Genomic DNA, 18,444 nt, shown 5'->3' with positions numbered 1-18,444 from the left:
TAAACTTGCATTTTTAAAAACTCTACTTTTAACGCATTATTTCCGGGCTTTGTACCTGAAATAAATTTTAAATTGTATTTCTTTATTACATCCGGAATTATAGAATTGCCTTTCTCAGCAATTTCACCATCTTAAAACTGCATTTTTTAAAATTTATGCCCTACAATATTCATTTTTTTCCATTAAAGTTAATTTTCAGATTTGATGCCAGAACCTCCAGGGGAGCTATTTCCACAAAGGAAACCTTTATCATTAAAATTTCGAATGAGGATAATCCCGAGATTTACGGATTGGGAGAATGCAGTACCTTACCAGGTCTGAGTATCGATCACACCTCGGATTACGAAAATAAATTAGTACCATTTTTAAGAAAAAGTACTCGCCTAAAATCCATAGATGATATTTATAAAATTAAGGGAATACAAAATTACCCAAGTATTATTTTTGGGTTAGAAACTGCTTTTCTTGATTTAGAAAATGGAGGAAAGAGAAAAGTATTCGTCAATAGTTTTTCTGAAAAGGAAATTCCCATTCCCATTAATGGCCTGGTTTGGATGGGAAGTCATGAATTCATGCTTGAACAACTGAAAGAAAAAATAAACAAAAAATTCACTTGTATAAAAATTAAAGTGGGGGCTATTGATTTTGAGGAGGAAGTGCAACTATTAAAATATATTAGATCTAAGTTTAGTAAAAATGAATTAACAATCAGACTGGATGCAAATGGAGCTTTTTCTCCTCAAAATGCCATTGAAAAGCTTTCAACATTATCAAAATACGATATCCACTCTATTGAGCAACCCATAAAACAGAAACAATGGGAGGCAATGAAAAACCTCTGCAAAAATACCCCAATCCCAATTGCTCTAGATGAAGAATTAATTGGGATAATAGAAATGAAAGAGAAAAAGGATTTACTGGATTTCATTCAACCACAATATCTCATTTTTAAACCTTCCCTTATTGGGGGATTTAAATCAACAAGAGAATGGATAAACCAATGTGAAGAAAAAAATATTGGCTGGTGGATAACTTCTGCACTTGAATCAAACATTGGATTGAATGCCATAAGTCAATTTACCGGAAACTATAATATTAAAATTCCTCAGGGACTTGGAACTGGTCAGTTATATCATAACAATATTCCATCTCCTCTAAAAATACAAAATGGAAATTTACATTATGACCACGATAAAAGCTGGGAATTAGAAAACCTAAGCTTTACTCAGAAAATATAAATATTGAAAAACAACTAATTTCTTTCATAAGTATTTTAACAGATTATTGAGCAACCATTTCAATTCCAAACACATAAATGGACTTATATTTGTATTTTAATTGAACCAATCCTATGTTGGATTAGTTTACCTGATAAATTTCCATAAAGATTAATAACCATTTTATGGAATAATATTACTTACAACCACTACCCATCTACTAATTACCCATCATCATAAAACTATAATATTGGAGTTAAGAGACGAAACAAGATTTTTTGATATGGATATTTTAAAAGAATTCAACCGAGCTAATAAATACGAACAAGGAAACATACTATTTGCCAATGGTGAGTTTATTTCCAGTAAAACTTATCAGGGTTTTAAATTAAATTTATTCAGGCTGGACCATTACGTTTTTGAAGTGTGGTATTCCCCTGAACAAAAATCAATAGAAAAAATTGTAAGAATTACAGACTACGATTTGTTATATACCTATTTTGAAAGAATTGACATAAGCCAACTATACGGTGCAGCCAGCTAGGAAAAAGAAGCACCCCCTACTATCATTTTAGAAAATTATCGACCTACAGTGAATCTTTTTTGATTCACTTTTTTTGTTTATACACGTATAAAATAACCTTTGAAAACAGTGGAATTAAACTGAATTTTGATTGATTTTGTTTTTTATTAATATTTTTGTGAAAAATTTATATAATTAAACTTATGAAAACACGAAAAAAGAAGGATTATAACAGCCTTCAATCGGTGAAAGTAGCCGCCTCTAATACACTAAAAACCAGAGTGGTAAAGAGTAAAAAAACTTATACGAGGAAGATGAAGCATAAAAAGCTAGATTCTTCCTCTTTTTTTTGCCGTTTATTTGGAATTCAATAAATAAATCCTGCGGAAAAGTACGCAATAATGCCCTTCCTGATTTCCCCCTTACTTATTGCAAAATTTAAATTTCCAACTTTCGATTTGTAGCCAATTCCCACTCCATAACCATAAGTATAAGTTTGGTTTGCAAATGGCTGAGCTTCAGGCTCCACCAATTCGGTAGTAATGGCATTGCCAATACCTGTAAGGTAAAACTTTTTCCACATTTGGTATTGTAAACCTAATTTCAGGAACAAAAAATTCGACAAATGGAAATCATAAGGTTTGGATCCCCACAAACTAAAAGTTTTCCTCGATACTGAAGCAAACCCTCCAACAAAATATTTATCATTTATTCCTATTTCCTTGTTTCCTGAATAAAGGATTGCACCCTCTTTGAGGAAACTTAGTCTTTTGGAAATCGGGGTGTTTTTATGAACATTTAGATAAAATTGGAAATACCGTTCAGCATTAAAAGCATTTTTACCGGCTTCTTTGATTTCTTCGCGGATTTCTTCCGGTAATTCATTTAAGAAATTATCTGAAAAAGTGAGGGAAGTATGAGTTTGTGGAACGCCTTTAATTCTCCCTATTAAATTCCATCCTCTGGAAGGGAAAAAAATATCGTCCATATTATTGAATGCGGCAAAATAAGATAAGTTGAATTCTCTGGAGGCAATACTTTTTATTGAATTCACATCAATTGTGGTTCCTGTTTCTTCATCAACAATTATTTCCCCTCCAATTTTTGGCTTCAATACATCATATTCATAATCAATCCCAATCCCTGTTGAAAAATCTTTCCTTGAAGTGGTTTGAATTCTAATGAATCCACTCAAAAACTGGTTTGAAAAAACACTCAATCTGTTTTGGAGATTATTGTCATAAAGATCCACTTCATTTATCTGATAAAAAGCACCAATACTTCCGGCAAAATTTTGTTCAAACCCTAAATACTTAAGATAGTTGAAATCTAGTTGCGGGTTTTCAGAAATAGAAGCCTCAAATAAAAACCTCGAACTGGGAAGCAGGAAATTTCTTAGGGTAAGGTTGGTAATTATTCCTCCATTTTTTTCTGTATCATAAAACATGGAAAACTTCAAATTACCTTCCGAACTCTCCCTTACTTTAATGATTAATTCTTTTCCATTTTCATAAGGCTTAACTTCATAGTTTACTTTGTCAAAATATTGCGTTCCAAATAACAAATCTATTCGATATTCAATTTCGCTATAGGTCAACAAACTATTTTCTGCAATTCTCAATTTGCCTTTTATATAATCCGCTGGAATATGATCATGCCCAATCACCTTTATTTTCTGGATAAAAACAGTATCCTCCAGAACAGGTTTTTGAACAGTTTTTGGTTGTCTTCCCAGCGATTTCAAAGAATCTGATAATGATTTTAACTGCTGATGAAATGCTTCCCCTGCTTTTACTCCCCTTTCAAGAATGCCGGTGCAGTCCTCTTTGGTGAAGCTCCCGGTACTATAGCCATGCAAATCGGGTTCAATAAAAACATGGCATATTTTTTTCGTCATTTCAGCATCAGCCAGGCTCTTAAACATTGCCGCCTGAGTCAAAATAGTCACAGGATTATTTAGCTCCTCTTTTTCATAATATCCACCTCCTACATTTACTCCAATAATTATATCTGCCCCCATATCAATGGCTTCCTGAACAGGGAAGTTTTTCAACAACCCTCCATCGACCAGGATATAATCCTCCATAACTACTGGTGTGAAAAATGAAGGAATAGCCATGCTGGCCCTCATAGCTTCGGCTAAAGAACCTTTATTTAGGATTACTTCTTTTCCTGTAACTACATCTGTTGCCACACAACTATAACTTATGGGTAATTTTTCAAAATCGTTAATATTATGAACACCCCGGGTTAAATAATTAAATAATTCACTTAATTTTTGTCCTTCAATTATCCCGGCAGGTACATTTATTTTACCTTCATCAACTGGTAATTTTAGCATATACCTTCCATAATACGGTTTCTCTTCAATTACAATATGACTCCATGCTGTTTGATTAGAAAGGAGTTCATCCCAATTAATTCCATCGACAATATCCACAAGCTCTTCAGAAGAATAACCGGAAGCATAAAGCCCTCCAACCAGGGCGCCCATGCTCGTGCCAGTAATGATATCAGGGACTAAATCTAATTCTTCCAATTTTTTTAGAATCCCGATATGGGCCACACCCTTTGCTCCTCCTCCACTTAAAACCAAACCTACTTTTGGTTTCTTGGTGTTCTGGGAAATTCCTCCGAAAGCATAAAAGAATAATATTAAAAAAAAGAAAAACCTGAATTTCATTTACCTGCTTACTTTTACTAATTTGAGGGGTCAGTTCAGTAAACTGAATGAAAAATGGAACTTTCAATCACTAAACCAAATAAGATTATCACTATACTTCTAAAAAAACAAGTAATCTTATTTTATGAAAATTAAATTTAACATTTTCTCATAAAGCTGGTGGACAAATTATTTTTTTCTTATTTAAATACGTCTCTAGGTAAAATAGAAATTACCGGGAATAATCAGGGTGTTCAGAAAATTTCCTTTATTGGGAATGGAGATGAAAATCACAGCAGTTTGCTACAAAATATTATCCCCGATTGCTTGATAGAAGCCAATATTCAATTGAATGAATATTTTCAAAAAAAACGTAAATCCTTCGATTTGAAATTAAACCCTACAGGTACGGATTTTCAATTAAAAGTATGGAATCAGCTTAATGAAATCCCCTTTGGTCAGACCATTTCTTATAAAGAATTAGCTCATGATTTGGGCAATGAAAAACTGATCAGAGCTGTAGGTGGGGCAAATGGCCAGAACCCAATCGCTGTCGTAATACCATGCCATAGGGTTATTGGAAAAAACTATGATTTAATTGGGTATGCTGGTGGGGTTTGGAGAAAAAAATGGCTATTGATTCACGAACAGGTTCCCCAGTTTAAATACGAACAAATGAGCCTTTTTTGAAAAAAGGTAAAGCTAAAATAAGTCAAACCTGAATTTCAAATCGTAACTTGATAAAAAACACTCACTAACCTTCAGAAAACATGAAAATTGAAATAAAAAAAGGAAGCATAAGAGATATAGTGCTTTTGTCAGGACATATTCCTGAATTCGTAAACCCACCGGAAGAAGAAACTTATAAAAAGCGTCTGGATTCAAGCGATCATTTAATTTTAATCGCTTATGTGGACAAAATTCCTGCAGGATTTAAAGTTGGTTATCAGAAAGACAATGATGGCTCTTTTTATTCGTGGGTTGGGGCTGTACTACCTCAATTCAGGAAAATGGGTATCGCCCAACAACTAATGGATTATCAGATAGAGTGGGCTAAGGGAAAAGGATATGGAAGTATCAGGTTTAAAACAAGAAACAGATTTAAACCAATGTTTATTTTTGGATTGAAAAATGAATTTCAGGTGGTTGGATTTCAGGAAAAAGAAGACCAACAGGAATCCAGAATAATATTGGAAAAAATTATATAAAAAGGAAAAGCATTGATGGACCAAACGTTTGAAATAACTCCAGTAAATAAAGAAATTGAAGCAACAATTCAACAAAAAATTGATATTAAAACAAAGCCTTTGGGAGCATTGGGAATGCTTGAGAAAATTGCCCTAAAGGTGGGGTGTATTCAAAACTGTCTTACTCCAAAGCTCAATAAACCTCATATCATTGTTTTTGCCGGTGATCACGGTATTGCCAATTCAGGAATTAGCCCTTATCCGCAGGAAGTTACAAACCAGATGGTTATGAATTTTCTAAAAGGAGGCGCTGCTATAAACGTATTTGCCAGACAACATCAATTAGAATTAATAATAGCTGATACCGGAGTTAATTTCGATTTTTCGGATTTTGGAAAAGAATATCCAATGTTTAGGGATTTAAAAATTGCTTATGGCACCAAAAATTACCTTAACAATCCAGCCATGTCCCGTGAGGAGTGTGAAAAAGCGATAAATAATGGAGCAAACCTTATCTCTGAAATCCACCAAAATGGCTGTAATACAGTAGGGTTTGGAGAAATGGGAATTAGTAACACATCATCTGCAGCCCTACTCATGCATCTTTTCACCCAAGTACCTTTACCTGATTGTGTTGGAAGTGGCACCGGACTGGGTCAACCCGGAATTAACCGTAAAACTGAAATCCTTGGGAATTGTTTATCCAAACATAAACCCTTAACTGATCCACTAAATATTTTGAAAACATTTGGAGGATTTGAGATTGCCACAATGACCGGAGCTTTCCTACAAGCAGCCAGTTTGGGAATGGTAATTTTGGTTGATGGATTTATTGCAAGCTCAGCTCTTTTGGCCGCAAATGCCATCAACCCTTTAGTTTTAGAATACTGTATATTTTGCCATTCTTCTGCAGAAAAAGGCCATCAGAAACTCCTGGAATTTTTTAAGGCGAAACCTATTCTAAATTTAGAAATGAAGCTTGGAGAAGGTACAGGGGCGGCAGTTTGCTTTCCACTAATTCAATCTTCGGTTAATTTTTTAAATGATATGGCAAGTTTTGAAAGTGCTGGGGTGAGTGAAGCCAGTTAAATGCAAACTCATTTATAGGGTTCTAAACCATTGGCTTTTTCCGTTTTAATGGTTGATGATATAAAAAAGTACCAGGGAAAAACTAACACTGATAATAAATTCCAATAAACCGGCACCTGTATTTTTTTCTACTGAAATTTGTTTGTTCAAATCTACGTGCGGGATAATTATTTTATCGAAAAAGAATCTTACAAAAATGAGGTAAATAAAAATTATTTCCACATTAAAAGCTAATAAAGAAAGATTATCCGACCAGCTTAAAAACTCTCCGGAAACACCCTTCATGACAATGATTCCAATAGAAATAAACCCTCCTGAAAACCCCAGGCCTGCAGCGGTATTCTTTTCCTCAATTTCTCTGTGGACAGAATATGGAGTTAGCCATTCATAAAGAAGAGAAAATAAAACCAGGCAAGCCTGACCAAAAACAAAAAAAGCAAGTGAAGTAATAATGTTTCCTCCCGGGCTATTTAAGGCTCCCCCAATTACAAGTCCGGAGGCAATGTATGAAGCAGCCTGAACTATTCCAGTGCCAAGGTTACGGTCTTCAATTATTTTCTTGTGATTAGAAAATTGATATAGAATGAGTTTATCATTTATAAACTGAGAAATATTTAGCAGAATTACCCCTAACAAAGAATACCCGCCAATGTGCTGAATATCATCCATCCATTCTCCTGAAAAAGGCCGGTCATATACTCCGATAAAAACAGCAGTCATTCCAATAAAATAACCCGAAAGACTAATGGCCAAGGCTACATTTTTATTTTTGGTTATCTCCTCGTTAATACTAAATGGGGAAATTATTGAAATTACCCACCTGGCCACTAAAAAGGTAAATATGAAAAGTCCCAAAAAACTCAATGCACTTACAAAATTTTCTGGATTTAAAAACATTACATTTTATTTTAAGACAAAATGAAAAACTCAATTGGTAGGAAAAGACAAGTATAATTTACTATGGAAAATCAAAAAACTAGCTCAATGATCTGTGTCAGTTTTTTAACTTCATCTTACAGGAAAGATAAGTTTAAACCATGAAAAGGACAACTCAAAAGAATTAAAAACTCCACTCTACACCTTCAGGTATTGTTTTTTCTTGATCGCAAAATTTAGAAATCTGGTTTCTGGCATCTCCTAAACCATATTCAATGGCTTTTCCCCAAAAATTACATGCAGAGAGTGTATCCTTTTCGAACTCTAGGTAATGCTGAGCCATAAAATAATATACCCTGCTCTCCTTTGGATTTATTTCTAATGCCTTCTGAAGCAAATCATACCCCTTTTCATATTCATTCATTCTTTGGAATAATATCGCCTTTTCCAGGTTGGCAGATAATGAATTAGGGTAAAACTCAAGCGCCTTGCTCAGGAATTTTTCTGCCTTATTTAAATCCAGGTATTTATAAAGATAAATCCTACCCAAAAGCAGGTAAGTTTCCTTAATCTCAGGGTTGAGAGAAATAACCATTTTATAATCCGAAACAGCTTGATGGTACCACCCCAAATTATCCCTCGACTTTCCTCTTTCCAAATAATATTCTGGAATTTCTTCTTCTGAGTAATTTACCGCATTTTCAAAAAACAGATTCGCTTCAGGCTGCTTATTAAATTCCTCAGATAATATTTTTCCATATAAAAATTGAGCCTTAGCCAATTCCTCATTTTTACCCAATGCAAACTGGAGGTTTTCTAAAGACTCTAAAAATTTATTTTTCTCATAAAAAGCCAAAGCATCATTATAAAAACTTTCAGCGGCTTTCTTTTCCATAAAGGTAAAAAATTGAAACCCTCCAAAAATAAAAACTGCAAACCCCAAAAAAATATAAACATATAAGTAGTTAAGTTTTCTGGGTGTTTTTGCTACTTTTTGAGCAGGAGTGTAATTTTTATACTTAGGTGGGTAATAATTGATATTTTCATCAAACCCAAACGCCAGGCTCAAATCATACTGTCCTTTTTTATCAGGGTCTGAAAGAATCTGGTAGGCTTCATTTATTAATTTAAACTTTTCCTCAGCTTCCAAATTTCCCGGATTTTTGTCCGGATGAAAAGCCATAGCTAATTTTTTATAAGCCGACTTAATTTCAGCTCCAGAAGCACCACTTCCTACTCCTAAAATTTTATAATAATCTATCATTAATTGGTAATTGGATTCGATATATTTCTTTTCTTGATAAACAAACAACAGGATATTATCCAAACTGACTATTTAAAGAATATTTTTAGCAATCATAATCTATTCATCTTTTCTTAAAAAAACCATTTGAAATCAGCCTCAAATTATCCTAACATCTACTATATAAAATGGCGTTTGCTGAAGAATATTTTTATATCCATTGAGCAAAATAAAACTGACCTGAGTTATTTTTTATATTTGATGACTTTTTTGTTTTAGCCAAATTACCGGGAATCAAAACTTAAAGGAAAAGTTACGAAAGAAATTATAAATCCAATCCTAAAAACAAAAAACCACCTGAAAATCAGATGGTTCCTTTTTTATTCTCCAAAATCAGAAAAACTAAATGACTTACTCTTCTGATACCAAATAGAATTATCCTTCCTTGGTATTTTTTAGTTTCTCTTTCAGTTTATCAAGATCACTTAATTCACCTGAAGGGCTTCCCTGATTGGCGCTTTCACCCTCAGAGGTACTTTCAGTTGATTTATTTCCCGCACTTTTTAAACTCTCCGTAGCCATTTTAGCTTTTAATTTAGCCAAAGCATCAGAATTTTCTCCTGCTCCAGGACCTAAAACCTTGTCAATTTCATCATCTATACTGGTATTTGCATCAGCAATATCTGCATATGATTCGGCCAATGCTTCCTGCTCCGAAACTTTTTCTCTCATCCTTTCCAGCCTGGCAATAGTATCAGTAGAATCGATCTGGGCCATTTGTTTATTCAATTTGCTAGTGGCCTCACTAACTCTTGACCTGGCTTTAAGGGTTTTCAATTCGTTTTCCCAACTTAAAATCTGATCTTTAAGTTGCTGCACATTAGTCTCCATTTTTTTCACCATTGGAGCATATTGCTGTACGTTTTTCTTGTGAGCAGCTACTGTTTTTCCTACTTGCTCTTTTTTAGCTAATGCCTGAGAGGCCAATCTGTCGGCTTCTTCAGGAGTAATCTCCCCAGATTCTGCTTTCTGAAGTAATAAAATAGCCTTATTTTCATAATCCTGTTCACGCTGAATAGCAACTTCCAGTTCTTTTTTCCCTCTTATGTGCATGGCTTTTACCTCAGCCAGACTTTGCAAACTTTTATTTAAATCATTTTTTAGATCTCTGATACCCTGCTCTGTCATCTTAACAGGATCTTCCAATTTACTAATTGCAGAATGGGCTTCAGCCTGAGCAATTCCAAATAACCTTTTTAACCAACCAAACATATCGTTTTACTTATTTTCTTTGTTTTCCTAAATTTAATCGACAATTACTTAAATTAAAATTCTATACTATTTTTTGTGCTTCTTTTCAAAATAAACATAGGCCTCATTTAATTTTTGAGACACTTCTTTAGCCATTTTAAATTTTTCCTGATCATTGTGATAAAGATCGGGATGGTAAATTTTCATCAGCTTTCGGTAGGCTTTTTTAATCTCCACAAAAGGAGATCCATATGGAATTTCCAACCGTTTATAATATTCTAATTCGAGCTGATTTTGACTGTTGTTTGTATAACTTTGAGAAGACTGGTATTGATAATCATCTGTATTTGAGTACGAGTAATCTTCCTGCTTAGATTCATGCTTTTGCTCCTTCGCCTCTTGCTTACTGAATTTTTTTAAAATTTCATCAATTTCCAGGTCTTCAAATTTTTCTTTAAAACCTGAAAAGTTTTCAAATTTATCGTTTAATTCAGCCCTTAGTAGGTTTTTAATTCTGTCTAACATTTTTTTCTTCTTTCTATCCTATATCTCTAAAAACAACAAACTGCCAATTATATCAATTAAATCCAATTGTTTTTTTTAGGAAATCGAATAATTATTCTGACAATATCCACTTTCGTATGTACAAACGAAAATTTCAGTTTCTTAAAACTCAATTGTACTTATAAAAATAATAAAAATTGGAATCACTTATAAAAGATGATATAGTAATTTAATTGGCAGGATAAAAATTCCCAAAAAAGGATATGGTTTATAGAAATGATTCAATTGATGGATAATAATTTTAGTTTTTGGAATTCAAAAGTGGTGAATTAGTCTTTGATATTGGGCATAATATTACATTTATTCTATAATTGGTGAAATAAATATTTAAACTACCCAAATAATACATGATTGGTAATTTGAGGCGAAAAATTTTCCCAGTTCAATAACTAATTAAAGAAAAAATATAAATTTTTAAAGTCTTTTATTGATGAGAATAGGGTTATTGTTACATATTACAAAATCACCATTCATTGACTAGAAGGTAGTATTAATTATTTATGCATAATATTTTCAGGAACTTTGATAATCCTTAAACAATTAACCTACTATTATGCGACCAACAATTTCCTGGATCATTTTGATCTGTCTCTCCATTATTTCCTTAAATTTAGCAAGTGCTCAATCCGAAAGTTCAAACCTTGTTTCCGATCCTCTTCAAAACCCGGAAATTTGGGCAAAAATTAGAGAAAACCCCAAAGATATGCGTTTATGGGCTATTTATCTTAACAAGGATCTCAACTCTCTGGATGAAACGGACGAAAAATTAATTGTTCAGTGGGCAAGTACTTTAGGAACAACCTCAATCGAAAATCCACTTTCTGAGGAAATTTGGAATGAAGTAGCAGAAAACCACCATTATAATGAAAATCAAAAAGTAATTCTTGAAATGGAATACAAAGCATTTCATGAAAACCTCGAAGGACACATACTCGATGATTCAAAAGTTTTAAAAGAGTTAAATTCGAATGTCGAAATGAATTTTGTAATTATTGAGGATATTTTAAAGTTGGAATTTGAGGAACTTGGCACCAAATATATTAGCTATAATTCGGTACATTCAAATGACAATTACCCAAAAACAAAATGGATAGAAGAAAAGAATTTTGAATTGGCTGAACTCAAGATTCTTAACATGGAATTGATCAAAACCAAACTTTACGCGATTGATTAATCTTTTTTTCCAATTGAACGATATGAGATTACCACAGTAGAAACTTTTTACTGTGGTTTTTTTTATATTTGAGGAATATCCGAAATAACTTTTGGATGGTTAGTTTTAATTATTGATTTTACTTTTCAAAACTACATTTAGACGGGATTGACAGTTCCGATATTTTTTCTAAACTAAGATTTAAAATACTAACATGACCAATTTATCTCCTCAAAAATGGCTAATTGCCACCCTCCTCCTGTTTAGTATTATCGCTTGTAATAAAACCAAGCAAAGTTCAGATGCACAGAAAATTCAGGAATCTACAGGAAAAATAAAGGGGAATCCTCCTATGGAGGGTTTCGATGCCACAAATTCAGATCCAAAAGCCATAGAAATTGCCGATAAGGTAATGAAAGCGATGGGTGGTAGAGAAAACTGGGATAATACCAGATACATTGCCTGGAACTTCTTAGGTTTTAGAAAATTATTGTGGGATAAATTTACGGGAAATGTAAGAGTTGAAAACCAAAATAATGACCTCAAAATCCTGGTAAACATCCATAATATGGAGGGTAAAGTGTTTAAAGACGGAATGGAACAAACGCATCCTGATTCTTTATCAAAATATTTGAAAAGGGGAAAAGAAATCTGGATAAATGATTCTTACTGGTTAGTAATGCCTTTTAAATTAAAAGATTCAGGTGTAACTCTAAAATATCTTGGAATTGATACGGTAATGAATAATCCATCTGATGTTTTAGAATTGACTTTTAAAGAAGTTGGGGTAACTCCTCAAAATAAATATCACGTTTTTGTCGATAATCAAACAAACTTAGTAAATCAATGGGCTTTTTATAAAAATTATGATGACGAAAAACCAGGTTTTACCCTACCCTGGGCTAATTATAAGGAATTTGGAAAAATAAAACTTTCAGGGGATCGTGGTCCCAGGCAACTGAGTGAGATTTACGTATTTGAAACACTTCCCGAAAGTTACTTTACCTCATTTGACCCTATAGATCTATCCAAACTATAAAATTTTAAATAAAAAAAGAGGCTGAAATTAGTTAACTCAGTCTCTTTTTAAAATTTCATTAGTTTCTTTTTCCCTTTTCGGGTATATTCATACCAATCTCCTACCCTTTCACCCATTTCGTAATTCCCTTCAAATTGCAGTGATCCCTTTTCATTAAAAAACTGCCAGAATCCATCTTCTTTATTTTCTGTGTAATTTCCTTTTTGAATTAATATCCTTTTTTCATTAAAAATTTCCCATTCTCCATGAGGAAGCCCATTTTTATATTGGGCAACCTGCCGTTTATTTCCATTTTGAAAGTAGAATAGCCATAGTCCTTCATATACCCCATTCACAAACTCTCCTGTTTTTTTCACCTGCCCATTAGGATAAAATTCGGTATAGACTCCTTCCAGCACATCCATTTCCCACGATTCCCTGGTTTGTAAATTTCCTTCAAAGTCAAAAAATTGACATTCTCCATTTAATTTACCTTGAGAAAATTGTTGAACAGCACTTAGGGTTCCATCAGGGTAATAAAATTTCCAATTGCCCTCCTTTTTTCCAACTTTCAGGTAGCCTTCTGCTTTAAGAGACCCATCTTCATAAAATTCTTTTTTTTCCTGTGCAAAACCAGAAAGGCTAATAACAAAAAGAAATATAATTGAAAAATACCTCAAAATGATAAATAAAAAAGCCGTACAAAATAATGCACGGCTTAAAAAAATAATAGTTTAAAAAATTATCCTAAAGTCCCTACATTATTCAAATCTTCAAATGCCTTTTTCAATCTGGCAATAAAAGTTTCCTCTCCTTTTCTTAACCAAACTCTAGGATCATAGAATTTTTTGTTGGGAACATCATCTCCTTCAGGATTTCCAATCTGCGCTTGAAGGTATCCTTCCTTATCTTTATAATAATTTTTCACTCCGTCCCAGAAAGCCCATTGTTGGTCGGTATCAATATTCATTTTTATTACCCCATAAGAAATCCCTTCTCTGATCTCCTCTACAGTTGATCCTGAACCACCATGGAAAACAAAATCAATTTCCTTTTCTTTAGTACCAAATTTTTCCTGAATATACTTTTGAGAATTATCAAGAATTTTTGGTGTAAGTTTCACATTACCAGGCTTATAAACCCCGTGTACATTTCCAAAAGCAGCGGCAATAGTGAATCTTGGGCTCACTTTCTTCAACTCCTCGTAAGCATAGGCAACTTCTTCAGGTTGAGTATAGAGTTTTGAACTGTCTACGTCAGTGTTATCTACTCCATCTTCTTCACCACCTGTAACCCCTAGTTCTATTTCTAAAGTCATATCCAACTTGCTCATTCTTTCTAAATACCTTTTGCAAGTTTCAATATTTTCTTCAAGTGATTCTTCAGAAAGATCAATCATATGAGAACTATATAATGGTTTGCCGTGAACCTTATAAAAATCTTCACCAGCATCTAGCAAACCGTCAATCCATGGCAATAATTTTTTGGCACAGTGGTCAGTATGCAGAATTACAGTGGCCCCATAAGCTTCAGCCATTGCGTGTACGTGATGAGCACCGGAAACTCCACCAGCAATTGCAGATCTTTGGCCCTCATTTGAAAGCCCTTTTCCGGCAAAAAATTGAGCTCCACCATTTGAGAATTGAACTATTACCGGAGAGTTTAAATCTCTGGCAGTTTCTATTACTGCATTTACAGTATTAGTACCGATTACGTTCACAGCTGGAAGTGCAAATTCTTTACTTTTTGCAAATGCAAATAATTTCTGAACGCCATCACCAGTAATTACTCCTGGTTTTTCATCAAACTTTAAGTCAGTTGCCATGTTAAATAAATTACCTTTTAAATTAATCTTTTATGCAAATATAGAACTCTAAAAATTAGATCAGAATTTATATCAATTTTTTATTGTGGCATCTCAGAAACCTTGATATATTTCAATTCAATTCGGGATAATTCATCTAATTTTTCTCCTACAAAAAGTGAATCAAAATTTTCAACATCCATCCTTTTTTCCCTGGGAGCATAGTTTACGAAATCAGCAAACCGTATCCCCTCGATGGTCCTCATATTATACCCTTTTCTAAATCTGGCCCCACCTCCTTCAGTCTGATAATTATATGCCAGAAAATCCATGGTATTGCTTTCTTTATGGAACCAGTAAACAAATTCATCTTCATGATCCTTTCCCCCTCCTTTTTTTCCAAAGGTAATTTTTATTTTTTGATAAGTTTCACCTGCAATTTCCCCTTCTCCTAAATAAGCCTTATTTACGGCCCCATCATTCAAAAAATAAGGCAACAGTGCAAAATAAATCACTGAATTTACCGAGTTGGAATAGGCAGACTTTCTTTCCTCAGTGATGTTTGCTAACTGGCCATTTATATTTCTGTTGAATCCATCATTTGTTAAAACATCATGGATTTTATTTCCCACAGAATCCTCAAATATTCTTTCGTACGTAAAACTCCCTCCATTTCTGGTGGCCACATAGTGCTTATCTCTAAAATCAAATGAAATAATGGAGTTTGTAATTTTAGTTCCACCATGAGTATTTATGGCTTTATCTACTATTTCCTGTGCCTTTGAATCTGTAGTTGTATTATTCTCCTTCACCTGTTGACTACCATTTTGTCCCTTTTGCTCATTCGAACAGGAAATGAAAAATATTCCAGATACCAGTAATAAAATTAAATTCTTCATAAAGTGATTTAATGTTTTCTTGGCTTAAACCGGTTTGAGGCCAAATAGATTCAATATTTATTCAAAAATTCCACAAAAAAAGGGAGACCAAAAAGTCTCCCTCCCATATTGCTAGTGTATGTCGACAAAAATTAACCTATTTTTAAAATAAGGTCTGCAGCTCTGTTAGAATAACCTGCCTCGTTGTCATACCATCCAATAACTTTTACTAAATTTCCCTGAGCAGAAGTTAAACCAGAATCGAAAATACAAGAGTGAGTATTTCCAATAATGTCAACAGAAACTATAGGATCTTCAGTATACTGTAATATTCCTTTTAATGGGCCCTCAGCAGCAGCTTTCATTGCAGCATTAATAGCCTCAGCAGTAGCTTCTTTCTTTACGATTGCCACTAAATCTGTTACAGAACCAGTGATGGTTGGCACCCTCATGGCAATACCATCCAATTTTCCTTGAAGATGAGGTAATACCAAACCAACAGCTTTTGCGGCACCAGTAGAAGTAGGGATAATTGATTGAGCAGCAGCTCTTGCTCTTCTTAAATCTCTGTGAGGAGCATCCTGAATTCTCTGATCAGCAGTGTATGCGTGAGTTGTAGTGATATATCCTTTCTCAATACCAAAAGTGTCGTCAAGCACTTTTGCCATAGGAGCAAGACAGTTGGTAGTACATGAAGCATTAGACATGATATTGATATCATCAGTTAATGTTTCGTCATTAACACCTAATACTACAGTTTTGATGTCACCTTTTGCTGGAGCAGAAATAACAACTTTTTTAGCTCCGGCAGAAATATGTTTTCCGGCACCTTCTGGATTAGTAAAAATTCCAGTTGATTCTAAAACAACCTCTATATTTAATGATCCCCAAGGCAATTGACCTGGATCTCTTTCTGCATAAACCTTAATTGATTTGCCATTTACAACAATACTATCTTCAGTATGTTCAACTGTTCCTGGAAATAAACCATGAGCAGAGTCATATTTAAGTAAATGTGCAAGTGTTTTTGTGTCAGTTAAATCGTTTATCGCAACTACATCCACACCACCTTTTTGCAAAAGTGCTCTAAAAGTCAATCTTCCAATTCGACCAAATCCGTTAATAGCAACCTTAATCTCAGACATTTTATACAAGTTTTAAAATGAGAATTATTGATTATACCTGCGTAAAAGTACAAATAAAACCAATTAAAAAAACCACAATTAAATTTAATTTCGAGTTGTAAAATTCAAGTTAAAATTTGTTTTTTGCAACCAATTCATCAAATTTCACAATAAAATAATGAAGGATTTCGCAGCAATTTTCGATATGGATGGTGTTATTGTAGATAGCAATCCCTTTCATAAAATATCCCTTAATCAATTTTCGGAAAAATATGGTAAAACCTTTACTGAGGAAGAGCTGAGACAAAATTTATATGGAAGGAGGAACAGCGAATGGATTCCCTACCTGTTTGGAGAAGATCTTTCTGCAGAAGATATCGAAAAATACAGTGTAGAGAAAGAAGCACTTTTTCGCGAAATCTATAAAGATGATATTGTAGCACTCCCCGGTTTAGAAGATTTTTTAAAACTTTTAGAATCGAATAGTATTGCAAAGGCAGTCGCCACTTCTGCTCCAAGAGAAAATGTTGATTTCACATTAAAAATGACTAATCTTGAAAAATACTATCCAATTATTTTAGATTCTTCTCATGTTTCCAAAGGAAAACCAGATCCTGAGGTTTATCTTAAAACAGCAGAAGCACTAAGATACCTTCCAGAACATTGTATTGTATTTGAAGATTCCTTGCCAGGAGTTGAATCTGCAAAAAGAGCTGGGGCAAAGGTAGTTGGATTAGCCACTACACATAGTGCCAAGGAACTTGCTGATACAGATTTGGTAATTGATGATTTTAGAGAACTTACTCTGGAAAAATTGTATTCAATTTTTTAGAATTATAAATGACCCACAAGTATTTAAAAAGGGAAATTAATTGGAAGAATTAGAAAATTCTCCTTTTAATTTCCCTTTTTTAAGTTCCAGTACTTTTTTAATATTGAGTTATTACATCTCCGTATCAATCAGTTGTAACAAATTGTAAGTTTGTTATTACCAACCAATCATTTACTTTTTAAAGTATGAAAAATATAATTCTAATTACAGGCTGTTCAAGCGGAATTGGTTTAGATGCTGCAATTACCCTAGCCAAAAGAGGGCATCAGGTCATTGCAACCATGCGTAATTTGGAGAAAAAAACTGCTTTAGTTGAAAAAATAAAAGAAAATGATCTGGATATTGAAGTGATGCAACTTGATGTGACAGCTCTTGATAGTATACAGAAAGTTGTTACTTATATCCAAACCAAATATGGAAGGTTAGATACGCTGATTAATAATGCCGGTTTTGGGGTAGCAGGTTTCTTCGAAGAATTAACTTTGGAGGAATACAGATTGCAAATGGAAACCAATTATTTTGGGGTAATCAATGTCACTAAATTAATGCTTCCACTTCTTCAAAAAGGACTTCAGGCTAAAATAATAAACATTTCCAGTTTGGCCGGATTAAATGCTGTTCCGGGTGGTTCTGCCTATAATTCCAGTAAATGGGCTTTGGAAGGATTTTCAGAATGTTTACGCTACGAACTAAATTTCCAAAACATAAAAGTATTTTTGGTAGAACCAGGCCCTTTTCCAACAAAAGCTATTGGGGAAAACATGATTATAGGAAAACATGTCATGGATGAATCCAGAGCAAATTATACTTATACTAGTAAAATGTTTAAGCTTGTGGAAAAGCGAAATCAGCGATTAAAAAGCAAAGTCAGTGAAGTAACCGGAATAATTACCAAAATCACTGAAGGTAAAATTAAAAGACTCAGAACAAAAGTGGGGTCAAGGTACAGTCCCCAATTTTGGATAAGAGCATTATTACCCTTTAAGGTTTATGAATGGCTATTAAATAAATTTATAGGTTAAT

The 18,444-nt window shown here is 33.6% G+C and carries 18 protein-coding genes; 9 read left to right on the top strand and 9 right to left on the bottom strand.

The annotated features are described in order from the left end of the window. Positions 1 to 155: 155 nt before the first annotated feature. The gene (locus tag A3EM_RS0105760; protein WP_020527224.1) at positions 156 to 1,238 is read left to right on the top strand and encodes an o-succinylbenzoate synthase; all 1,083 of its coding nucleotides are present in this window, start codon (positions 156 to 158) and stop codon (positions 1,236 to 1,238) included. 262 nt (positions 1,239 to 1,500) lie between these two features. Continuing rightward, positions 1,501 to 1,761, top strand: a complete 261-nt coding sequence (locus A3EM_RS0105755) for a hypothetical protein (RefSeq protein WP_020527223.1) — start codon at positions 1,501 to 1,503, stop codon at positions 1,759 to 1,761. Between the two features lie 346 nt (positions 1,762 to 2,107). Here A3EM_RS0105755 and A3EM_RS0105745 read toward each other — a convergent pair whose 3' ends face one another. Continuing rightward, positions 2,108 to 4,423 carry a patatin-like phospholipase family protein gene (locus tag A3EM_RS0105745; protein ID WP_020527221.1) on the bottom strand — a complete coding sequence of 772 codons (2,316 nt, stop codon included), beginning with the start codon at positions 4,421 to 4,423 and terminating at the stop codon, positions 2,108 to 2,110. Between the two features lie 159 nt (positions 4,424 to 4,582). On the opposite strand from A3EM_RS0105745, the gene A3EM_RS0105740 reads away from it, so the two are divergent. The 3 genes from A3EM_RS0105740 to cobT all read left to right on the top strand — a co-directional run bounded on the left by A3EM_RS0105740 (position 4,583) and on the right by cobT (position 6,678). Further along, positions 4,583 to 5,092, top strand: coding sequence for a methylated-DNA--[protein]-cysteine S-methyltransferase (locus A3EM_RS0105740; RefSeq protein WP_020527220.1), 510 nt, complete (start codon positions 4,583 to 4,585; stop codon positions 5,090 to 5,092). Between the two features lie 80 nt (positions 5,093 to 5,172). Continuing rightward, on the top strand, positions 5,173 to 5,610 hold the full coding sequence (locus tag A3EM_RS0105735; RefSeq protein ID WP_020527219.1) for a GNAT family N-acetyltransferase: 438 nt from the start codon (positions 5,173 to 5,175) through the stop codon (positions 5,608 to 5,610). 15 nt (positions 5,611 to 5,625) lie between these two features. Further along, positions 5,626 to 6,678 (top strand): nicotinate-nucleotide--dimethylbenzimidazole phosphoribosyltransferase, encoded by a 1,053-nt coding sequence (cobT, locus tag A3EM_RS0105730; protein ID WP_020527218.1) that lies wholly within the window; start codon positions 5,626 to 5,628, stop codon positions 6,676 to 6,678. 45 nt (positions 6,679 to 6,723) lie between these two features. Here cobT and A3EM_RS0105725 read toward each other — a convergent pair whose 3' ends face one another. The 4 genes from A3EM_RS0105725 to A3EM_RS0105710 all read right to left on the bottom strand — a co-directional run bounded on the left by A3EM_RS0105725 (position 6,724) and on the right by A3EM_RS0105710 (position 10,573). Then, on the bottom strand, positions 6,724 to 7,575 hold the full coding sequence (locus A3EM_RS0105725) for a DUF350 domain-containing protein (RefSeq protein ID WP_020527217.1): 852 nt from the start codon (positions 7,573 to 7,575) through the stop codon (positions 6,724 to 6,726). 163 nt (positions 7,576 to 7,738) lie between these two features. Further along, positions 7,739 to 8,818, bottom strand: coding sequence for a J domain-containing protein (locus A3EM_RS48295; protein WP_083925189.1), 1,080 nt, complete (start codon positions 8,816 to 8,818; stop codon positions 7,739 to 7,741). A gap of 414 nt (positions 8,819 to 9,232) precedes the next feature. Beyond that, positions 9,233 to 10,069 carry a PspA/IM30 family protein gene (locus A3EM_RS0105715; protein ID WP_020527215.1) on the bottom strand — a complete coding sequence of 279 codons (837 nt, stop codon included), beginning with the start codon at positions 10,067 to 10,069 and terminating at the stop codon, positions 9,233 to 9,235. A 66-nt stretch (positions 10,070 to 10,135) separates the two neighbouring features. Further along, a complete protein-coding gene (locus A3EM_RS0105710) occupies positions 10,136 to 10,573 on the bottom strand; it encodes a J domain-containing protein (RefSeq protein ID WP_020527214.1) in 438 nt (145 codons plus the stop codon). 592 nt (positions 10,574 to 11,165) lie between these two features. Between A3EM_RS0105710 and A3EM_RS0105705 the strand changes: the two genes are divergently transcribed. Together A3EM_RS0105705 and A3EM_RS0105700 are read left to right on the top strand one after the other, a co-directional pair. Then, positions 11,166 to 11,786 carry a hypothetical protein gene (locus tag A3EM_RS0105705; protein ID WP_020527213.1) on the top strand — a complete coding sequence of 207 codons (621 nt, stop codon included), beginning with the start codon at positions 11,166 to 11,168 and terminating at the stop codon, positions 11,784 to 11,786. A 193-nt stretch (positions 11,787 to 11,979) separates the two neighbouring features. Continuing rightward, positions 11,980 to 12,804 carry a hypothetical protein gene (locus A3EM_RS0105700; RefSeq protein ID WP_020527212.1) on the top strand — a complete coding sequence of 275 codons (825 nt, stop codon included), beginning with the start codon at positions 11,980 to 11,982 and terminating at the stop codon, positions 12,802 to 12,804. A gap of 47 nt (positions 12,805 to 12,851) precedes the next feature. Here A3EM_RS0105700 and A3EM_RS0105695 read toward each other — a convergent pair whose 3' ends face one another. The 4 genes from A3EM_RS0105695 to gap all read right to left on the bottom strand — a co-directional run bounded on the left by A3EM_RS0105695 (position 12,852) and on the right by gap (position 16,610). Then, positions 12,852 to 13,463, bottom strand: a complete 612-nt coding sequence (locus A3EM_RS0105695) for a toxin-antitoxin system YwqK family antitoxin (RefSeq protein WP_020527211.1) — start codon at positions 13,461 to 13,463, stop codon at positions 12,852 to 12,854. A 62-nt stretch (positions 13,464 to 13,525) separates the two neighbouring features. Continuing rightward, positions 13,526 to 14,608, bottom strand: coding sequence for a class II fructose-bisphosphate aldolase (gene fbaA, locus A3EM_RS0105690; RefSeq protein ID WP_020527210.1), 1,083 nt, complete (start codon positions 14,606 to 14,608; stop codon positions 13,526 to 13,528). 80 nt (positions 14,609 to 14,688) lie between these two features. Further along, on the bottom strand, positions 14,689 to 15,486 hold the full coding sequence (locus A3EM_RS0105685; protein WP_020527209.1) for a DUF6503 family protein: 798 nt from the start codon (positions 15,484 to 15,486) through the stop codon (positions 14,689 to 14,691). A gap of 131 nt (positions 15,487 to 15,617) precedes the next feature. Continuing rightward, positions 15,618 to 16,610, bottom strand: coding sequence for a type I glyceraldehyde-3-phosphate dehydrogenase (gene gap / locus A3EM_RS0105680; RefSeq protein ID WP_020527208.1), 993 nt, complete (start codon positions 16,608 to 16,610; stop codon positions 15,618 to 15,620). A 157-nt stretch (positions 16,611 to 16,767) separates the two neighbouring features. On the opposite strand from gap, the gene A3EM_RS0105675 reads away from it, so the two are divergent. Together A3EM_RS0105675 and A3EM_RS0105670 are read left to right on the top strand one after the other, a co-directional pair. After that, a complete protein-coding gene (locus A3EM_RS0105675) occupies positions 16,768 to 17,421 on the top strand; it encodes an HAD family hydrolase (protein WP_020527207.1) in 654 nt (217 codons plus the stop codon). A 185-nt stretch (positions 17,422 to 17,606) separates the two neighbouring features. Further along, positions 17,607 to 18,443 carry an SDR family NAD(P)-dependent oxidoreductase gene (locus tag A3EM_RS0105670; protein ID WP_020527206.1) on the top strand — a complete coding sequence of 279 codons (837 nt, stop codon included), beginning with the start codon at positions 17,607 to 17,609 and terminating at the stop codon, positions 18,441 to 18,443. The last annotated feature ends 1 nt before the right edge of the window (position 18,444 follow it).

It is taken from the genome of Flexithrix dorotheae DSM 6795, from assembly GCF_000379765.1.
In the GTDB taxonomy this organism is placed as follows: Bacteria; Bacteroidota; Bacteroidia; order Cytophagales; family Flammeovirgaceae; genus Flexithrix; species Flexithrix dorotheae.
The sequence above is the reverse complement of the archived record's forward strand: the minus strand, read 5'-3'. Positions and strand labels throughout refer to the sequence as shown.